Genomic DNA, 19,302 nt, shown 5'->3' on the forward strand with positions numbered 1-19,302 from the left:
TTAAAGAAATGGAGGATATTTTTATGTACCCCTACAATCCATACGATCCATATAACCAAAATGGTTATCAACCTCAATATGATTTACAAGCACAATACCAACAATATATAGATCCAACAGAACAAGTTAATCCATATGATCAAAATCGACAATTCCAACTGCCAATCTCTTTTCCTGGTACTGGAAACCGTCAACTAGAAAGACGAGTAAATGAGCTTGAACAAAGAGTACGTCAATTAGAAAACACGGTTGAGCGTCATACACGTAGATTAAACCGCTTAAACCAGCGTTTACGTACAATAGAAAACAGACTAAACATTCCATTTTCAGCATTAGAAGACGGATTTTAATTTCGAAAGTAAAAAATATATAAAGGAAGGGGCTCCCCCTTCCTTTATATAAATTGACGAAAGTTTTTTCCATCTCTATACTGATAAGAGTTAATGAAATGAAACAAGGTGATAAATATGGATTTTGAAATAAATTATCTTTCCTTTTATGTTGTACAAGTAGAAGGAAAAGGTGAAGCTGTTGATAAACGCTACAAACATTTTCAAACGTTAGACGCTGAAGAGTATGAAGATAGCTCCTTAAAAGAATTTTTGAATGGTGAATTATTAAAAATTTCAAAGCGAAAAGTAGAACGTCATGCGAAAACAGAACAAGCTCCGACAAAGATTGGTCGCTTCATTGTAGAAGAAGGGCACGAACTTGATTCAAACCCTCATTACAACCTCTTTAATCGCATTCGCTTTGCGGAAACAAAAGAAAACTTCAAAGATATGAGTGAACCTCTCGTTTATACATATCTGGACACAAGTGCTGTACGCGGTGGTGTATTTTTAATTGCGCAAGCAAAACTACGCAAATACTTTGATGATCCATTCGTTTTCGTTATGAAATGTGACTTCGAACCGAAAGTCGCTTCTATTTCAGATGAATCCACACTGATTCGTAACGTTGAAATGGCCATCACAACAAAAAATATGAAATCTATCCAATATCCGTACATGCCTGAAGAAGGTATGGTCGAAGTAGGCGAACTAAAAATTCACCAAGCATCACACGCCCGCTACTTTGAAGACTTCTTAAAATTCGTCGAGTACGAACGCTCTATGCCTGAAATTATGAAAACACAAGTAATGGACATGGTATATGACCAAATTGAAGATGTATTTGAAGAAGGTACGGAAGAACGCGAACAATTCGACCAAGCAATGGAAGTATGGGCTGCCAGTCCGAAACGCGAAATTATGGAACAATTTTCAACTGAAGAAGTAATGGAGGCTACCGCTCAAATCGTCGAGCATGCTCCTGAAGTGGAATTAAAGTTAAAAGCAGATCATATCTCTGTGAAGGCCCTGCTTGCTGATTTCGGGGATCAAATACATATCGCAAAAGTAAATGACCGATACGTACTAATGATCGAAGCTGATACACTTACGTTTGAGAAAGGCTTCTCTCCGATTGAATTTCTGAAGCCAGATGAATTGCAAGATGTGATTGAGCGGATTGAGAATAAGCAGCAGTATTCTTATGATCCGAACGGGATTGAATAAATCCTTCCATATATCTATTTTTACTGAGCGCTTTTAATAAGCGCTCTTTTATTTTGAACTTAGTTGACCTTTATATTAAAAACCGATTCTTAGTAGAATCGGTTTTTCTGCTTTATAACAAAATATGTTTATTTTTAATCCAAGATAACAATTGTTGCAGAATCCAGTAGATTCCTTCCTTGTTGTACAAGCGTATTTCCATTAGAGTAGTCACTATGTATGTTGGTAAAATGAAAATTTCACTTCACTACCTCAAATTTATTGTACTCGTAAAAAGATAATTGAAAACGATATTCTGGATGCTCTCTTACCCAATCATAGGCTTCTTCTAAAATATCCATTTTGTTTTGCAAGTCATTAAGTTCACTACATTCGTCCCTTTTCTGTTTGCACAGAGGGCAGAATCCATTCACTATTTCGGCACTCGTCGCCCTAATAGTTTTACTTTCTAAGTCAACTACTAGACGAAGAATAAGAGAATGCTCAGCTTTTGTAGTCACCGTCATTTCAGCAAGCCCATCCTCATTCCAAAAGACACCGTTTAATTCCATCTGTACGGTGACGTCTTTAATATCCAAGTCTATCACTATCACACCTCCCTTGTATAAAACTCATATTTACTCTTCGATTTTAATCTTTAATACACCACGCTTTAAAGATATATTAAGCTTTTTCCAATTCTTCTTCTTTGCTATGAAAGGAAGTGTAATTACTGCTAATAGCGTGGTAAATATTATCCCAAAAACTAAAACTGTTACAATGTTAAAGATTGCTTCCATTTAACTCTACCCTCTTTCATTTCTATGGGCTCTAGTTTTATGAATGTATTTAAAAATTCTTACCCCACCTTAATTTTCAAAGCAATTATAATGGCCCAATCACAACAAATCAATTCCTATTTAATATGAATACTTTATTCATCCATCAATACAATGACGTTAAATTTATGTAGCTAGAAATAGAGGAGAATGTCATTTAACCTCTACATTCTCCTCCATCTCAGCCAAATACCTAATCTGTCTTTCCGCTTTTCTAACCGCCGTACGAAAATGCTTTTTCAAAAGTTCTACTGTAGCTTCACTTATATAATATCTTTCTGTTATACTTTCCCACGTGTCACTACTTTCAAATGCACTCCAAACGAAAGGACGCTCTGTATTTTTTCTCATTTCTTTAAATACCCATTTTCGCATCTTTTTTTTCGCTTTTTCTGTTAGTTTTCCGTTCTCTACAAGTTCAAGCTCACCATGTCTTTTGTACCGTTTATGAATGTCTCTCTCGCTATATACTTTAAGAAGTATATTCGCTGTATTCTCAGCATCCGCTAAAGCTCGGTGCTGCTTTCCTTCCCACGTTAAACCGAGCTGTTCTACTGCAAATTGTAAACTTGGTGTATGCTCAAATAACTCTTCATACGCTTGGAAAACAAACTTCTGCAAATCAAATTTGCTCTCTTTTTCCATACATGGGCATTCTACACCGTGTAACGTACAATCATGAGATAGAAAACGATAATCTTCTCTTCCCCATGAAACAAATACAGAGTCTTCTCCGATAAATTGAATAAATTTCTCTATAATTTGCGGGAATTTCTCCACACCAATTAAATCTTTCTTTGTAATTCCTGTTAATTTTGTCGTATGACGAGTGAGTCGTGCACTCGGCTTTACTAACTCCGAAAATTCTCCAATTACCTTCATTGTACTTGCTTCTATTTTTACAGCTCCGATATCAACTATCTCTGACGGATCTTCTGATTTATACGGCCTGAAATTTCTCTCTATATCGAACACAATAAAATGTGTAGCGTTTTCCAATTTATTTACCTCTTTCTAAATTCCTTTTCACACACATACTCTATTTTCAGTATTTATTTATTCATGCACTTTATGCATGAAATACTTCGTCTAATAAACGAAAATTTAATCTCATTATTATATGTACATAGGAGGTTATTCAATAAAAATGCAAAAAAAAAGAAGGGCAAGCCCTTCTTTTTTCCATAATTACTTCTTGTTAACGTTTGTAGCTTGAGGTCCACGGTTACCTTGTTCTACTTCGAAAGTAACTTCTTGACCTTCTTCTAATGATTTGAAGCCGTCGCCTTGGATAGCTGAGAAATGAACGAATACGTCTTCTCCGCCTTCAACTTCGATGAAACCGAAACCTTTTTCTGCGTTAAACCATTTTACTTTACCGTTTTGCATTTAAAAAATCCTCCTACAATGTACCTATATGTACATATTCATTTTCAACCACTTTACAATAATACTTCAAAAATTAAAAAACTGCAACCCCAGAGGAGATTTAACATTGCTATCCTCCTCGGAAGTTACAGCTCATTTAAATCTCTATATTATTAAAAGTAAAATGGTTTAAAGTAACTATATCATATCAATATAATAAAAGTAAAGTTTTTTTTGCTATATAATTTTTTTCTTCCATTGCATCGCTTTTGATTCACCTGATCCAGCTACAACATAACCCTCTTTTTGGTTAACGATGCGCCAGCCATGCCCTTTAACTGAGTCACATACTGTAACAAGTCCTTCTTCTAGAAGTACACGACAAACCGTACTAATCCCCGCCTTATTTTGCGTTGACGTTGTATATAGCACATGTTGATCTACACTCAAGGCTAAATAGCTACTTGCTTTCTGCTCACTTTGACATGTGTGCCAATATGTTTTTTCACTCTCAATACTTTCATCTATTTTACAAAAAGAAATATTCCCGCTAATCCCCTTGCACGATCCACTCGCTGCTACTATATAAGAATTGTGTACAGTCAACGCTGAGATCATCTGATTCATCACGATTTTAATCCTCTTTAATTTACGTGTCTCCAAATTAAAGAGCCAAACACCACCATATTTAGCATGTATTTTCGTACCAATAAATAAGTAATGTTTATATAAAAATAACGATCGAATAGATGGTGCCCCGCCACCATACTCAAGAAATGGATGAATGGTTTCCCATGTCGAACCAAAATCATTAGAACGATACAACGTTTTATCTCCATGAGCAATGACTGTTCCTTGTACATTACTACACACATTCCAACTCGTTGCTTTTGTTGGAAAACGCTGAACCGTCCAGTTCTCCCCACCATTCATACTACGAATAAAAATCCCTTCGTCACCTACACCATACACTACATTATCTTCGCTATGTAAATCCCTAATTCGTTTTTGAAAACCATTTAATATTTGTTTCCATTCTCCGTCTCGTTCAATAAATAAGCCATTATATGTAGTAGCTAACATAAGTTTTCCATCTCTTAACTTTGTAATAGCGGTCGCACTTAACATTGTCTCCACGTTGACACTCCCATTCTTAGAACTTCTCAGCAAATGCAATTGCAAAATTACTGCATTTTTCAACATCCTCTTCATCTTCTGGAGCTAGTTCGATTTTCAATCCTTCTTGTACAAGCTCTGCACCGCGTTCTACAAGTCTTTCTTCAAATATCGTTACCGCTTCACAAAATAGTTCATACGCCGTATCACCTGATCCGAATACCGCTACTTTCTTCCCTGATAAATCTATATTTTCTAAGTCCTCATGGAAATCTTCCGCCTCAAACGGTAATTCACCATCGCCCCACGTATAAGATCCTAAAATGATTCCATCATAGGCTAATAATTCTTCAACATCCATGCCTTCCATTTCTTGCAATACTACTTCATGATCAAAAGCATCTAAACTAACTTTTATTAAATCAGCAATACTCTCTGTATTTCCTGACATACTTGCATAGGCTATTAAAATTTTTGCCACTTCGGCATCCCCCTCTTACAATAAATGATTCTCATTCTCATTATATTAATAATGAGAATCAATTTCAATTATATTTTTCATTTTTATTTATTCCATATAAAAAAGCACAGATGACTATACAATCACCTGTGCTTTTTTATTACTTTTTAAAAATACCAAACGGCTTTCCAACTGGTAATACAACTTTACCGAAGTGTGTATTTAACACTGCTGCTGCTGAACCATAGAAAGATAATAATGAAATACATAGTTCAGAATACGCTGCTAAATTATGCATTGCATGCGGCATAACACCTAAAGTACTTAATGAAAGACCAATAAATAAGAAATCAATAAGGACGAAAATCATAAATAATACTTTATGTGTTTCCATTGCACCAATTGTCATAAAGATTGTGAAAATCAAATATCCAATAAAGGCTACACCCAGCTGTTTTGAATCTGCAGCTTGTGCTAATTTTTCGCCAAATACTCCAAGTTGAATTAACCAAGTCATTCCAACACCTAACCAAAATAGGCCGTAGGCACCGAATGCTGTTGTACCGAACGTATTGTTATGCTTTGCATCGTGAATGCACGCAAAGATTTGTGCAAATCCTCCTAAAAAGATTGCCCACGGTAATACAAGTGAAACGCCATCTGTTAAGCCTAACTTTTGAGATGATGCTACAAGTGTTACCATCGCTAATCCAAATAGACCAATTCCAGATGGATCTGCTGTTGTCATTTTCACATGATGTGTAGTAGTTTGATTGCTCATATAAACCTCCTGATTATAAACATACTCGAATACAATACTTAAATCAGAAGACTATGTCAATGGGTTTTTTTGTATGTTGTCAGACCTTACTTTTTATAATGATTACATATACTTCCGACCACTTCATACGGTTTTATACTCACTTTTTCCAACTCGTGTATCGGTAACCATAACGGAATATAACTCCCTCTATCTTTCAGTTTGAATTCTTCAGCTTTACCACTTCCGAAAACTCCATCTATAATATGGGCATTAAAATAATACTCCGTACCTTTATACTCCACCTTTGCAATCAGATGCTCCACTTTTATATGTACCCCTAATTCTTCATAAATTTCTCGCTTTGTTGCTTCTTCAGCTGTTTCTCCTTCTTCAATTCCTCCGCCTGGAAAAACATAATATGTTTCCCCTTCTCGAATACGTTTTATAAGAGCAATTTTCCCTTCCTGCACAATGATAGCCCCGCCGCGATTTCTTATCATTTTATTACCTCAATACGAATCGCAACTGTTCCCCACTTTTTTTCTTGTTCTTTCGTATATATTTTGTATGTACTTTCTAGCATTTCCTCTAAACTATCATTTTCACAATCCAATAATTTGTGATCAATTTGTTCGTACATTGCTTTAAAGCTTGCGTATCGTTTTATTTCCGTTACTTTTACAGTCATCGTTGCTGCTGTCGTAAGGTTCGTAAATACAATATTATCGCCTTGTTTTATAAGTTGACGTTTTGTATCGTATAAACGTACTTCATATACTTTTTTTCCTAATTGAATTGATTGAAAAGGTTTATTATATAATCCCATTTTGTATATCATTCATTCCACTCCTTTTTTATGTATTACGCCTACTACTATTTTTGTGCATTACCAATTCATACAACACAGTTCGACTTATTCCAAGTTGCATATAATGTTCCATATCCATTACTTGCTTTAGAGAGGATGCTAAATTTGTTATGTTATTTTTAAATCAAAAACCTGAATATAATAAATATGATATTGGTGATTATACTTATAGTAAAGTAGGTCCAACCATTTTTTCTTGGAATGATGAAACAAAATTAAAAATAGGTAAGTTTTGTTCATTAGGAGAAGAAGTCGTTTTTATACTTGGCGGTGAACATCGCGCAGACTGGATAACGACATACCCATTTAATGCATTTTTTAATGAAGGAGCACATATTACTGGTCATCCTTCTTCAAAAGGTGACATCGTAGTCGGCAACGATGTATGGATTGGTTATCAATCCTGCATTTTATCTGGTGTTACAATTGGTAACGGAGCCATTATTGGGGCAAAGAGTGTTGTTACAAAAGACGTACCTCCATATGCAATTGTAGCTGGTAATCCTGCAAAATTTGTTCGATATCGTTTCCCGCAAGAAACGATTGACAAGCTAGAAAATCTCGCATGGTGGGATTGGGATATTTCTGTTATAAAAGGAGCCATTCCATTTCTACTTTCCAACAAAATCAACGAGTTTTTTACCTCACCCGAAAATGAATCTATGTGATTAATACAAAAAGAGCATCTTATTCTGAACTGCACCTCCAATTGTTAGACAGCACCTCCAATTGTTAGACACAGTCTAACAATTGGAGGTGCAGTTTTTCTATGGCTAAATTTACAGCTGATGAAAAAATACAAATCGTTCTACGGTATTTGAACGGAAATGAAAGTTATCGAAAAATGGGTAGAGCGATCGGTATAAGTAACACAATTATTTTGAATTGGGTAAACCAGTATAAACAGAATGGTGTGGAAGCTTTTCTAAAACGTTGTACAAATTACACACAACAATTTAAACTAGACGTACTAAACTTTATGATTGAAAACGGTATGTCCTTATTTGAGACGGCAGCTATTTTTAACATTCCTGCCCCTTCAACGATTTCTGTTTGGAAAAATCACGAGACCAGACAAAGCGCAAGTAGTCTATGAATTAAGGCATAAATATTCGGTGAAGGCACTCGTGGAGCTAGCTAATATTCCACGAAGCACGTATTATAATTTAGTAAAGAAAATGAATCGTCCAGATGTAGATGCCGATTTGAAAGCTGAGATGAAAGCGATTTATGAGGAAAATGAAGGTCGTTATGGTTACCGTCGCATTCGTGATGAATTAACGAATCGTGGTCAGAAAGTGAATCACAAAAAGGTTCAACGCATTATGAAAGAGCTTGGATTAAAGTGTGTTGTGCATATGAAGAAATATAAATCCTATAAAGGAAAAGTCGGTAGAATTGCACCTAATATTTTAGAGCGTAATTTTTATACAGATGCACCGAATCAAAAATAGGTAACGGACATCACAGAGTTTACATTGTTTGGAGAGAAACTGTATGTATCACCTGTATTAGACTTGTATAATGGTGAAATTATTACCTATACAATTGGTTCTAGACCGACGTATTCACTTGTTTCAAAGATGTTAGAGAATGCATTAGAACATTTGCCTGAAAATCACCAACTACTGATGGATTCTGATCAAGAATGACATTATCAAATGAGACAATACGTCCGTACACTTGAATCAAGAGCTATTGTACAGAGCATGTCTCGAAAAGGTAACTGTTACGACAACGCAGTAATAGAGAATTTCTTCAGAATTATGAAGGCGGAGTTCCTCTACATAAAAGAATTTGAAAGTGTAGAGCATTTTAAAATAGAATTAGAAATATATATAGATTATTATAATACAAAACGGATTAAGGCAGCTTGATAAAATAACCGTGTCTAACTTTTAGGGGTCACTTCATCACTATAAATAGGAGTGCTCGTTTTTATTTTCGTCTATTCCTTTTCGGGCCAAATTTTCGCGTTTGGTTCTAATAACCACTTGTGTTCTTCTTCCATGATACGATCATTCCATGGGTTAATTTGGATTTCTTTTTCATTTCCTATTGTCATCCTTTTTTATAATTTTCGTATGGTCAAACAATCCACTTGCTGACAATCCGATAATCATTCCTTGAAATATATTCATTTTGATATCTTGAGACAAAAATAAAACACCCAGTATAATGCCAAGCGTCAAATTAAATATCGGAATATATTTTGTTTGCAATCCATTTGTTTTAGCAATTTGCGATAACCCTATAACAGCCCCAATCATTGCCGTAATTTCAATCATTACATACCGCCACCTTTCAAGAGGAAGGTCAGAGCTGCTCCAATTATTCCACCAATAATAAGGCGTAATATCCATGTTGTATTTGCACTAATCTTATCTAATTGCTTATTAATATTAATAATGTCTTTTTCATTACCTGCTGTCCTCATTTCTAGACCTCTAATCTCTAATCGTATATCTTTAATATCTTGTCTTATTTCCTGAACATCACCTTTCATCTCTTGCAAACCATCCATTATTTCCACCTCTCTCCTACTTCGTATTTAATTAAAAATTAAAAATCTTAATATGCATATATTTGTCTTTTTATCTCATTATTTAATCCCTTCTGGTTTAACGTCCACCTCAATTTGTCCCTCAATACTATCCTCGGTAACTACTTTTGTAGGAACCTCTGTTGCTGGGTTTCCCGTTTTTACAATGGAAACAGTAATTGGACTTCCTCTAAACAGCTCCACGTTGACGTTAAAATTGCTAGCGGTAATAATCCCAGCATTCACTAAATTATCCACAACGTCATCAATTTCCATAAATTGATTGTCATCACTTGGCATGATTTGATTTAGAATTTGGTTCTGAAATTGATTTTCCTCTGGATGTGTATTTGTCATATCTTCCTCTCCCGTTTTAATTTTGTTTATTGATTTTCTAACAATCTCATTTAGTACGTAAATTTTGCTATGTAGTTTGAAAAATAATATCTTAATTTAATTAAAGGAGTAATATTTACTCTCCGATTCGAAAGAATATTCAGATATTTAATGAGTGCAGTATTTAACAGAAAAACTACCAATTCGGATCACTTACGTCGTAACCTAATATCAAAAATATGTTTCTAGTAAACATATACTATTTCTAAAACACAACGTAGATTGTATACACTTAGTTCAGCTACACTAAAAACAAACGATTTGTGAATTTAAATCTTCTAATTATAAATTTTAATCCCTGTCTATTAGACAGGGATTAGCAGAATAAGAATCAGGCTTTTTATTTAATTAAATACTCCATTATTCGCACATCGTTGTAGAATGTGCACTAAAATTTCCTCTGTCACTTTTCCATGTGGATGTGAGTTCTCATCAATAATTCCTCTTTCTAATCCCCATTTCCATGCATCTCTCGCCCATTCTAATGGCTCTCCATTTTGGTAGCTCACATTAGAGGCGATTGACACTGTACTTCTAGTATCTGAGAATACTTTGTTATTGTATATACGTTGCAGCATGTGTACCAGGATTTCTTCCGTCACTTCTCCATGTGGATGAGAATTTCCATCTACAATTCCTTTTTCTAGTCCCCATTTCCATGCATCTCTCGCCCATTCCGATGGTTGCCCATTTCTATAACTTGTATCAATAGAAACCGATACTACGCTTCCAGTACCTAAGAATACTTTGTTATTGTATACACGCTGTAACATGTGTACTAAAATTTCTTCTAAAACTGTTCCATGCGGATGAGAATTTCCATCTATAATTCCTTTTTCTAATCCCCATTTCCATGCATCTTTTGCCCAATCTGATGGCTCTTTATTTTCAGAAGGATCAGGTCCTTTTCCTAAATGGTCTAATGGGTTCACAGCATTACTCTTATTAATATTCCAGCCGCCTTTATGCAGTTCAAAATGTAAGTGTTGGCCACTAGAATCCCCAGTGTTCCCCATAACTCCAATAGTTTGTCCTTGGGTAACATAATCTCCTACGTTCACCGTTCGAGAACCACTACGCATATGAGCGTATACAGTCTCCCATGTAACTCCATCAATAGTATGCACGATCATAATACATTCACCGTAACTAGATGAAAAATACGAGCGACTAACTTTTCCATTAGCCGCTGCATAAATCGGATGATACCCTGCTTCAGCAAGGTCTATCCCATGGTGATTTGGTCTGCTGCCTCTAAAACCACTTGTTACTCTCGTTGTATCTGTTGGATAAATAAACTTTGCCATACTAATCTTCCTTTCTTTTTTGCACAGTATAATCAAGGTACTTAAATGAGTACCTTCGTTTACTTTTTTATTTGACAAGAATCTTTATAATATGAAAATCTTATAATTACTTAAATACCCCATTATTTGTACATCGTTGTAGTATGTGTACTAAAATTTCCTCTGTTACTTTTCCATGTGGATGTGAATTCCCATCTATAGTTCCTTTTTCTAATCCCCATTTCCATGCATCTCTCGCCCATTCTGATGGCTCTCCATTTTGATAACTTACATTAGTGACAAATGCTCCTGAGCTTCCAGTACCTGAGAATACTTTGTTGTTGTATACACGTTGCAACATGTGTACCAGAATTTCTTCTGTCACTTCTCCATGTGGATGTGAATTTCCATCTACAATCCCTTTTTCTAGACCCCACTTCCATGCGTCTCTCGCCCATTCTGACGGTTCTCCATTCCGGTAACTTGTATCAATAGCGAAGGATACTGCACTTCCAGTACCTAAAAATACTTTGTTGTTGTATACACGTTGTAACATGTGTACCAAGATTTCTTCTACTACCGTTCCATGTGGATGTGAATTCCCATCTACAATTCCTTTTTCTAATCCCCACTTCCATGCACTTCTCGCCCACTCTGATGGTTCTTTATTTTCAGAAGGATTAGTTCCCCCATCAAAATCAACATATTGCTTAACAATTTCAGCGTAGAAGAAATTCCCTCCGTTTTTATATCGGTAGCCACCATTGTATGCCACAGCAATTGGATTACTATATCGAACCATGGCACCTGTTGTATTTCCAAGTGATGGTGCAACAACCGTTTTAGAATACAGATCCGCCACCGGTAATGAATGTTGTTTCTTGTTTGAAGCTAACCAGCGAAGGTAAGCTCGTCCAAAATTATATGATTGAACAATGGCACTTAAATCTGTAATACCATTTTTTTTCGCATCATCAAAAGCTCCTTTTAGATGCTTTACTCCATAATAAATTGAATCTTTAGGATTTTTAATTGTATTCATTGGCCACCCTTGTGATTCACTTGATTGCATAATATCAGGTGTTTTTTCAGAATTCCCGTCACTTTCCACCATAATGATTCCAAGTACGTAAGGAATTAACTCAGGTACTCCTTGTGCAGAACATTCACTTTCTACCATTGATTGCCAACGTAACACTTGTTGTGGCAAATTCTTTGTTTTAACTGAAGTAGCTAATATACTCATTACTAAACATCTCCTTATTTTCCCATTATGCTTGCCTAAAAAACTACTACCATATTAAATATGACTATCAGCCAAATACCCATTAATCTATAAAATTACTTCATGTTGCTCACCTTCTTTCACAACAAAAAGAGCAACCATAAATATAGTTGCCCTTTCGTCGAAATCTTATATTACTACTATAAATCACTTTTTCAATACTTTCTGTACACTGCATGTAGCCTACAAAAAGGTAACATTAAAACCCATCTAAAAACTTGACAATCTTTCTTATTTCAGCGTGTTTTCGTCGGATATAGCCTGTACTATAATGCAAGTCAAACGCTATTTGTTCTAAAACTATCCTATCGATATGTTTCATCTTTTTTAGTTTTACTTTAATACAAATAATTTTTTTAATTAGCGAATCCAGCGAATGATTTTTTCATCAAATTCTACCCAACCTTTATCTTTAATGTAAATCCAATTGTTATCCCTAAACTCAATTACCCATTGTCCTTCGCTTACTCGATCACGTATACCACTGTTGTAATTCGCATGATGGTAACACTCTAATCCTTTCCATTCATTCCAAATGACACCTTTACTCCTACCATCTTTTTCGATACGTATTGCTGTTTCAGGAACCCAGTTGTCATTGGCGATTTTAAACCAAAATCTTTTCCCATCCCATGCACTCTCTAAATATACATGGCCACTGCCAAGAGGAAGCTTTCCTACTACTTCCGCAATTTCATTTGGTTCTTTATATACCCAAGACTGTCGCTCTAAACATTGTAACCAACCTAAGTTATTGGTTAACCAATCTGGTGGTAATGATACATTCTTTCGGGTGTCTACATCTGTAGGATCAGGATTATTTGAATTAGAGCCCTTTCCTATAAACCATTCAATAGTTTTATTTCCTACTAAGTAATTTAAGTCTACATTACCAGTAATTCCTGCAACGCTACCAGTTTCAGTATATTGCCATAGATCACAGCTATATGCAGGTTTACTGCCACCATAACGAGGAATCCATAAGAAATCTGCACTCACACTATTTAGTCCATAACTTGTATACATGTGATGTGACACGTATAATCCAACTTTCCAGCCCGCTGCACGACATGTATCAATGAAGGCCTGAGATGCTTTTGCTAAGTTAGTGGGTCCACAACTAGCAAGTGTGTCATCTTCTACATCCAATACAAGGAATTTTGCATCCTTGTCTGCACGATTCATAAAATCTCTTGCTTCTACAATAGCGTCTTGGACACTTGTATAACATCCATAAGCATAATGACCAAATGGAACTCCATATGCTTTACAACCTTGGACATATTCTTTATATTTTGAATCAACCTTATTAGATCCATATTGTACACGAATAATAGCCAGCTCCAAATCATTACTCGCTTCAGCCCAATTTATATTTCCATTATGATAAGATATATCTGCTATTTTCTTCATTTATACATGCTCCTTTGTTAATCATTGATAGAAATCCTTTTTCTAGCTACATTGTTATTTAGCTTGTGATTCTAATTAATAAAAAATAAAGAAGAGTCGCTCCATAAGGACCTACTCTTCTTTTTAACAAATCTATCGAATCCAACGAATAATTTTTTCGTCAAACTCTACCCAGCCTTTATCTGTAATATAAATCCAGTTGTTATCTCTAAACTCAATTACCCATTGGCCTACACTTACTCGATCGCGTATACCACTGTTGTAATTTGCGTGATGGTAACATTCTAGCCCATCCCATTCATTCCAAATGACACCTTTACTTCTACCATCTTTTTCAATACGCATTACTGTTTCAGGAACCCAGTTATCATTGGCAATTTTAAACCAAAATCTTTTCCCATCCCATGCAGTCTCTAAATACACATGCCCACTGCCAAGAGGAATCTTTCCTACTACTTCCGCAAGTTCATTTGGTTCTTTATACACCCAAGATTGTCGCTCTACACATTGTAACCAACCTAAGTTATTAGTTAACCAATCAGAAGGTAGCGTCACGTTTTTACGTGTATCTACATCAGTAGGATCAGAACCATTTCCAGTGTTACCACCGTCTCCTTTTCCCAGATAGTCTAACGGATTCACAGCATTACTCTTATTAATATCCCAGCCACCTTTATGCATTTCAAAATGCAAGTGTTGGCCACTAGAATCTCCAGTGTTCCCCATAACTCCAATAGTTTGTCCTTGTGTAACATAATCCCCTACATTCACCGTTCGAGAACCACTACGCATATGAGCATATACAGTTTCCCATTTGACCCCATCAATATTATTCACAATCATAATACATTCACCATAACTAGATGAATAATAAGAGCGACTAACTTGTCCACTAGCCGCTGCATAAATCGGATGATAACCTGGTTCTGCAAGGTCTACCCCATGATGATCTGGTCTGCTGCCTCTAAAACCACTTGTTACCCTTGTTGTATCTGTTGGATAAATAAATTTTGCCATATTAATCTTCCTTTCTATTTTTCACACCATATAAAAAAGGTACTTACATAAGCACCTTGATTTACTATTTATATATTTTTGGCCTATATACTAATTTTTCATACCATAAGATTGATAGAAAAAAGTTCTCCGTCGTTACCTTACATCAAGATTTCCTTTAACCATGTATTGTTTTCAAAATATAATGTATGTTTAACACATCCAGATATACTTTAGTTTTCTCAGGTGACTTTTGTGAAGTACTTCAATAAGAGCACTATCTTTTTTAGCGAATCCAACGAATGATTTTTTCGTCAAACTCTACCCACCCTTTATCTGTAATGTAAATCCAGTTGTTATCCCTAAACTCAATTACCCATTGACCTACACCTACTCGATCGCGTATACCACTGTTGTAATTTGCGTGATGGTAACATTCTAGCCCATCCCATTCATTCCAAATGACACCTTTACTTCTACCATCTTTTTCAATACGCATTACTGTTTCAGGAACCCAGTTATCATTGGCAATTTTAAACCAAAATCTTTTCCCATCCCATGCAGTCTCTAAATACACATGCCCACTGCCAAGAGGAATCTTTCCTACTACTTCCGCAAGTTCATTTGGTTCTTTATACACCCAAGATTGTCGTTCTATACATTGTAACCAACCTAAGTTATTAGTTAACCAATCAGAAGGTAGCGTCACGTTTTTACGCGTATCTACATCAGTAGGATCAACTCCTCCGACAAAATCTACATACTGTTTAACAATTTCAGCATAGAAGAAATTTCCACCATTTTTATATTTATAGCCACCATTGTATGCCACAGCGATAGGATGACTATATCGAATCATTGCGCCAGTGCTATTTCCAAGAGATGGCGCAACAACAGTTTTAGAATACTGTTCTGCCACCTGCAGTGAATGCTGTTTATTGTTAGAGGCTAACCAACGGATGTAAAAACGCCCAAAATTATATGCTTGAACAATTGCACTTAAATCTGTAATACCATATTTTTTTGCATCTGCAAAAGCTCCTATTAAGTGCATTACCCCGTAATGAATTGACTCCTTAGGATTGTCAATTGAATTCATCGGTCTCCCTTGAGATTCACTTGACTGCATAATATCGGGCGTCTGTTCAGCATTACCATCACTTTCCACCATAATAATTCCTAATACATAAGGTACTAACTCAGGTACCCCTTGTGCATTACATTCATTTTCTACCATTGTCTGCCATCGGAGGACCCGTTGCGGCAAATTCTTTGTCTTAACTGACGCAGCTAACATACCCATTACTAAACATCTCCTTATTTCCCTATTATTTTTGGACCAAACACTACTATTTTACTAAGTACTTTTAACTTCTAAATACCTATTAACCTATTGAATTACTCCATAGTACTTAGCTTCTTTCACAACAAAAAGAGCAACCATAAAATAGTTGCTCTTTCGTCGAAATCTTATATTACTACTATAAATCACTTTTTCAATACTTTCTGTACACTGCATGTAGCCTACAAAAAGGTAACATTAAAACCCATCTAAAAACTTAACAATCTTTCTTATTTCAGCGTGTTTTCGTCGGATATAGCCTGTACTATAATGCAAGTCAAACGCTATTTGTTCTAAGGTCATTCCATCAACATACTTCATTTTGAGTATTTGATGATCTAGTCCTGTAAACTTATTAATTAAAATCTTTAAATTGAACACTTCATTCATCTTATGTCCTAATTCATATCCAATAGCTTCAATCCGGTCTTCTACTTTAGCCCCTTCCGATTCAGCGGTTAATCGTACATGTTGCAAGTCACCACTAGTCCAGCGCTTTAATTCCGCTTTTGATTTGTCTAAGTTATATTCTAAATATGTAATTTCTTCTTCTAGTTTCTGATAATCTTTCAGCCAGTCAAACATACAATAATCCCCCTACTTTTCTTTATTTAAATTCTGCTTTTATTGATGTAACCAAAGATAAACTAACCTTAATAATCAATTTAATCGGAAAAACGGATATTTATTGTGATTTGTATTTTCTTAATAAAGCTTTTAACCTCTCACGCTCTTCTTCAATCGTTACCTCATTAATATGTCTATGTTGTTCTCCTGAGTCTTCATCTTCCTTTTGATGTAACCATCCTGGTACCATTTCATTTCGTTTTGTGTATCCTGAACCAGATTGTTTTTTATTTTTACTAAGATCAAACTGTTCATCTAGTACAGCTACGTCATTTCGTGTTTTTACTTTTTTTGTTTCCCACTTTTTGAGAATCCCACGTACATATCTCCATTTCGGTACATTTTCATCAAGAGATCTATTTACTGCTTCAAGAACCAATTCACTTCCCAATACTCCACAAAATTCACCAAGCTCTGCGATAGCTATTTTACTTAACGAAATACCGTTTTTCAGCAAATAGCTATAAGCTATTTTAAAATCTTCATCCATCAATCTTTGTGATAGTGATTTATCTTGATTATCATGATGATAATTTGTATTTGGTATATCCGTATTTAGTTCTTTAGTACTTTGTATATCAGTATTTAGTAGCTTGCGGTTTTCCACCGTTAGGTTCCCAGCAACAGGATTATCAACAGGTGGGTTTTCCACTGGTGGAAAATCCTCCAATGGGATTTCGTAAATAATAGTCTCCCACCTAACAATTTTGTTTTTTACATCTTTAATAGGAAATCTCTTAATATATCCGTACTCTTTTAATTCTTGCATTCCAGCTCTTAAGCTATTAATACCATCTTTTGCGTGCTGCGATAATTCTTCCCTATAAAACACCCAATCATCTGGAAGTGTAAGTATGTATGCTAATATCCCCTTCGCCTTCCAAGAAAGCCTTTTATCTTGTAAACCCGTATTATTAATAACGGAATAATTATTATCCTTTTTAACTCTAAAAATCCCCATAATATCTACCTCTCCACTATTGTCAAGATCAAATACCTACATTCGAGATTCTGTACTCACTATCAATAACTTCCCCATGATGAAACCTACTTTTTATTCCTTTCAAACCAACACGACATTAAAAAGAACTTTAAGTTCGATTTATTACTAAAAAAAAGAGCATCTATACTCATATCAAAATACTTAGCAATCTTCTTAGCTGTTCCCATTGATGGAGTTCTTTCTTTTTGATCAACCATTCGAATATACCGTTCAGTCACTCCACAATAATGTGCAATTTCTTTATATAAATTCTTTTGCGGATCGTACATTTTATTTCCCATTATCCCACTTCCGAAAGAACAATTAGTTCTAAATATAGATTACAGAACTAATTGTTCTGTGTCAATGCAAAAAAGAACAATTTGTGCTAAAATAAATTCAAAAGAGAACAATTAGTTCAATCAGAGAGGTGAACAATGTGATAGGAGTTAGAATAAAATCCTTACGAAAAAAAGAAAATTTAACACAAAAACAATTGGCTGAAAAAATTGGAGTATCCCAAAGAATGATAGGCTACTACGAATCAGAAGAAAGATTCCCTCCACATGATGTTCTAACTAAATTAGCGGATTGTTTTTCAGTTTCAGCTGACTATTTACTAGGACGAGCTGTTACGGACGAAACTAAGAAGCAATTAACGCCAAAAGATGAGAAAGACATAGCAAAAAGAATGGAAGAAATAAAAAAAGACCTTCAAGGAGAAGATGGCTTAATGTTCTCTGGTGAACCTATGAGTCAAGAAGCTGTAGAATCACTATTAGATGCAATGGAGTATATTGTAAAACAAACGAAAGTAATCAATAAAAAATACGTGCCTAAGAAATATCGTAACCCAGACGATAACTGATGCGAGCTTAGGAGGGAATACATTGAAATTCGTCATTAGAGATCTAGTCCAACAACTTAGCAACAAATACAACACGACAAACCCCTATGAGCTTGCAGATTACTTAAAAATACATGTACTAACATGGGATTTACATGAAGAAATAAATGGTTTTTATAAATATGAAAAAAGAAATCGTTTCATTGTTATTAATACTAATTTATCTCCATCTATGCAGAGAACTGTTTGTGCTCATGAATTAGGACATGCAGTCCTACATACTCATGCAAATACACCTTTTCTGCGTAAGAATACATTCTTTTCCGTTGACAAATTAGAGATAGAAGCAAATACGTTTGCTGCGCTTTTGTTAATTGACCAAAAGACCATTCAGCCTGGTGATACAAAAGCATGTATAGCATACAAAAATAATATTCCAGTTGAACTCTTAGAATTTTATAAACCTTGCTAAAGAAAAAAAGACATTTTATTTATTAAAACAAGGAGAAAGCCCCCATTTGAGTGCTTTCTCCTTGTTTTTATAAGTGGACCTTGTAGGACTCGAACCTACGACCGAACGGTTATAAGCCGTTTGCTCTAACCAGCTGAGCTAAAGATCCAGAGCATAAATTTT

25 protein-coding genes, 1 tRNA gene and 2 pseudogenes are annotated in these 19,302 nt (G+C 35.2%); 6 read left to right on the forward strand and 22 right to left on the reverse strand.

Annotated features, from left to right (window positions below):
- Nucleotides 1–8: 8 nt before the first annotated feature.
- Nucleotides 9–350 (forward strand): hypothetical protein, encoded by a 342-nt coding sequence (locus DN392_RS13395; RefSeq protein ID WP_306426526.1) that lies wholly within the window; start codon nt 9–11, stop codon nt 348–350.
- A gap of 117 nt (nt 351–467) precedes the next feature.
- Entirely contained in the window at nt 468–1,559 is a 1,092-nt protein-coding gene (locus tag DN392_RS13400) for a DUF3900 domain-containing protein (protein ID WP_000345047.1), read from the forward strand.
- 239 nt (nt 1,560–1,798) lie between these two features.
- On the opposite strand, the gene DN392_RS13405 is transcribed toward DN392_RS13400, so the two are convergent.
- The 9 genes from DN392_RS13405 to DN392_RS13440 all read right to left on the reverse strand — a co-directional run bounded on the left by DN392_RS13405 (nt 1,799) and on the right by DN392_RS13440 (nt 6,922).
- Complete coding sequence (locus DN392_RS13405; RefSeq protein ID WP_000566109.1) at nt 1,799–2,146, reverse strand: hypothetical protein; 348 nt, start codon at nt 2,144–2,146, stop codon at nt 1,799–1,801.
- A gap of 30 nt (nt 2,147–2,176) precedes the next feature.
- On the reverse strand, nt 2,177–2,338 hold the full coding sequence (locus DN392_RS30390; RefSeq protein WP_000387289.1) for a hypothetical protein: 162 nt from the start codon (nt 2,336–2,338) through the stop codon (nt 2,177–2,179).
- A 192-nt stretch (nt 2,339–2,530) separates the two neighbouring features.
- The gene (locus DN392_RS13410; RefSeq protein WP_000426515.1) at nt 2,531–3,376 is read right to left on the reverse strand and encodes an exonuclease; all 846 of its coding nucleotides are present in this window, start codon (nt 3,374–3,376) and stop codon (nt 2,531–2,533) included.
- Between the two features lie 189 nt (nt 3,377–3,565).
- On the reverse strand, nt 3,566–3,766 hold the full coding sequence (gene cspB / locus DN392_RS13415) for a cold shock-like protein CspB (RefSeq protein ID WP_001179147.1): 201 nt from the start codon (nt 3,764–3,766) through the stop codon (nt 3,566–3,568).
- A 216-nt stretch (nt 3,767–3,982) separates the two neighbouring features.
- Nucleotides 3,983–4,882: a WD40/YVTN/BNR-like repeat-containing protein gene (locus DN392_RS13420; protein WP_000449522.1), complete on the reverse strand. Its 900-nt coding sequence runs from the start codon at nt 4,880–4,882 to the stop codon at nt 3,983–3,985.
- A 16-nt stretch (nt 4,883–4,898) separates the two neighbouring features.
- Nucleotides 4,899–5,342, reverse strand: a complete 444-nt coding sequence (locus DN392_RS13425) for a flavodoxin (protein WP_001062770.1) — start codon at nt 5,340–5,342, stop codon at nt 4,899–4,901.
- 139 nt (nt 5,343–5,481) lie between these two features.
- Complete coding sequence (locus tag DN392_RS13430) at nt 5,482–6,102, reverse strand: acetate uptake transporter (protein WP_000070936.1); 621 nt, start codon at nt 6,100–6,102, stop codon at nt 5,482–5,484.
- A gap of 86 nt (nt 6,103–6,188) precedes the next feature.
- On the reverse strand, nt 6,189–6,584 hold the full coding sequence (locus DN392_RS13435; protein ID WP_000620841.1) for an NUDIX hydrolase: 396 nt from the start codon (nt 6,582–6,584) through the stop codon (nt 6,189–6,191).
- Complete coding sequence (locus DN392_RS13440) at nt 6,581–6,922, reverse strand: ASCH domain-containing protein (RefSeq protein WP_000639514.1); 342 nt, start codon at nt 6,920–6,922, stop codon at nt 6,581–6,583. The genes DN392_RS13435 and DN392_RS13440 overlap by 4 nt, the downstream gene beginning before the upstream one ends.
- A 140-nt stretch (nt 6,923–7,062) precedes the next feature.
- Here DN392_RS13440 and DN392_RS13445 point away from each other — a divergent pair, with 140 nt between their 5' ends.
- Together DN392_RS13445 and DN392_RS13450 are read left to right on the forward strand one after the other, a co-directional pair.
- Entirely contained in the window at nt 7,063–7,620 is a 558-nt protein-coding gene (locus tag DN392_RS13445) for a CatB-related O-acetyltransferase (protein ID WP_000898179.1), read from the forward strand.
- Between the two features lie 101 nt (nt 7,621–7,721).
- Nucleotides 7,722–8,829 (forward strand): annotated as a pseudogene (locus tag DN392_RS13450) (IS3 family transposase).
- Nucleotides 8,830–8,900: 71 nt separating this feature from the next.
- Here DN392_RS13450 and DN392_RS13455 read toward each other — a convergent pair.
- The 12 genes and pseudogenes from DN392_RS13455 to DN392_RS13510 all read right to left on the reverse strand — a co-directional run.
- Nucleotides 8,901–8,987 (reverse strand): annotated as a pseudogene (locus tag DN392_RS13455) (5-deoxy-glucuronate isomerase); the annotation flags it as partial.
- Nucleotides 8,988–9,000: 13 nt separating this feature from the next.
- Complete coding sequence (locus tag DN392_RS13460; RefSeq protein WP_000570181.1) at nt 9,001–9,240, reverse strand: hypothetical protein; 240 nt, start codon at nt 9,238–9,240, stop codon at nt 9,001–9,003.
- Nucleotides 9,240–9,476: a hemolysin XhlA family protein gene (locus DN392_RS13465; RefSeq protein ID WP_000348873.1), complete on the reverse strand. Its 237-nt coding sequence runs from the start codon at nt 9,474–9,476 to the stop codon at nt 9,240–9,242. The genes DN392_RS13460 and DN392_RS13465 overlap by 1 nt, the downstream gene beginning before the upstream one ends.
- A 78-nt stretch (nt 9,477–9,554) precedes the next feature.
- On the reverse strand, nt 9,555–9,851 hold the full coding sequence (locus tag DN392_RS13470; protein ID WP_000185567.1) for a hypothetical protein: 297 nt from the start codon (nt 9,849–9,851) through the stop codon (nt 9,555–9,557).
- A gap of 383 nt (nt 9,852–10,234) precedes the next feature.
- Nucleotides 10,235–11,197 (reverse strand): M23 family metallopeptidase, encoded by a 963-nt coding sequence (locus DN392_RS13475; RefSeq protein WP_001051383.1) that lies wholly within the window; start codon nt 11,195–11,197, stop codon nt 10,235–10,237.
- 106 nt (nt 11,198–11,303) lie between these two features.
- The gene (locus DN392_RS13480; protein ID WP_088321562.1) at nt 11,304–12,422 is read right to left on the reverse strand and encodes a lysozyme family protein; all 1,119 of its coding nucleotides are present in this window, start codon (nt 12,420–12,422) and stop codon (nt 11,304–11,306) included.
- Nucleotides 12,423–12,821: 399 nt separating this feature from the next.
- Nucleotides 12,822–13,874 carry a glycoside hydrolase family 25 protein gene (locus DN392_RS13485; RefSeq protein ID WP_071743449.1) on the reverse strand — a complete coding sequence of 351 codons (1,053 nt, stop codon included), beginning with the start codon at nt 13,872–13,874 and terminating at the stop codon, nt 12,822–12,824.
- A 132-nt stretch (nt 13,875–14,006) separates the two neighbouring features.
- Entirely contained in the window at nt 14,007–14,891 is an 885-nt protein-coding gene (locus tag DN392_RS13490; protein ID WP_001051382.1) for a M23 family metallopeptidase, read from the reverse strand.
- A gap of 265 nt (nt 14,892–15,156) precedes the next feature.
- Nucleotides 15,157–16,173, reverse strand: a complete 1,017-nt coding sequence (locus tag DN392_RS13495; RefSeq protein ID WP_048565923.1) for a lysozyme family protein — start codon at nt 16,171–16,173, stop codon at nt 15,157–15,159.
- Nucleotides 16,174–16,410: 237 nt separating this feature from the next.
- The gene (locus tag DN392_RS13500; protein WP_000460741.1) at nt 16,411–16,797 is read right to left on the reverse strand and encodes a hypothetical protein; all 387 of its coding nucleotides are present in this window, start codon (nt 16,795–16,797) and stop codon (nt 16,411–16,413) included.
- A gap of 100 nt (nt 16,798–16,897) precedes the next feature.
- Entirely contained in the window at nt 16,898–17,800 is a 903-nt protein-coding gene (locus DN392_RS13505; protein ID WP_000510884.1) for a DnaD domain-containing protein, read from the reverse strand.
- An 86-nt stretch (nt 17,801–17,886) separates the two neighbouring features.
- Entirely contained in the window at nt 17,887–18,123 is a 237-nt protein-coding gene (locus DN392_RS13510) for a helix-turn-helix transcriptional regulator (protein ID WP_000527105.1), read from the reverse strand.
- Between the two features lie 137 nt (nt 18,124–18,260).
- Here DN392_RS13510 and DN392_RS13515 point away from each other — a divergent pair, with 137 nt between their 5' ends.
- A complete protein-coding gene (locus DN392_RS13515; protein ID WP_000580595.1) occupies nt 18,261–18,689 on the forward strand; it encodes a helix-turn-helix domain-containing protein in 429 nt (142 codons plus the stop codon).
- 22 nt (nt 18,690–18,711) lie between these two features.
- Nucleotides 18,712–19,140, forward strand: a complete 429-nt coding sequence (locus DN392_RS13520) for an ImmA/IrrE family metallo-endopeptidase (protein WP_000673783.1) — start codon at nt 18,712–18,714, stop codon at nt 19,138–19,140.
- 74 nt (nt 19,141–19,214) lie between these two features.
- Here the strand turns inward: DN392_RS13520 and DN392_RS13525 are convergent.
- A tRNA-Ile gene (locus tag DN392_RS13525) sits at nt 19,215–19,288 on the reverse strand.
- Between the last annotated feature and the right edge of the window lie 14 nt (nt 19,289–19,302).

It is taken from the genome of Bacillus sp. BB51/4 (assembly GCF_008368845.1).
Taxonomy (GTDB): Bacteria; Bacillota; Bacilli; order Bacillales; family Bacillaceae_G; genus Bacillus_A; species Bacillus_A wiedmannii.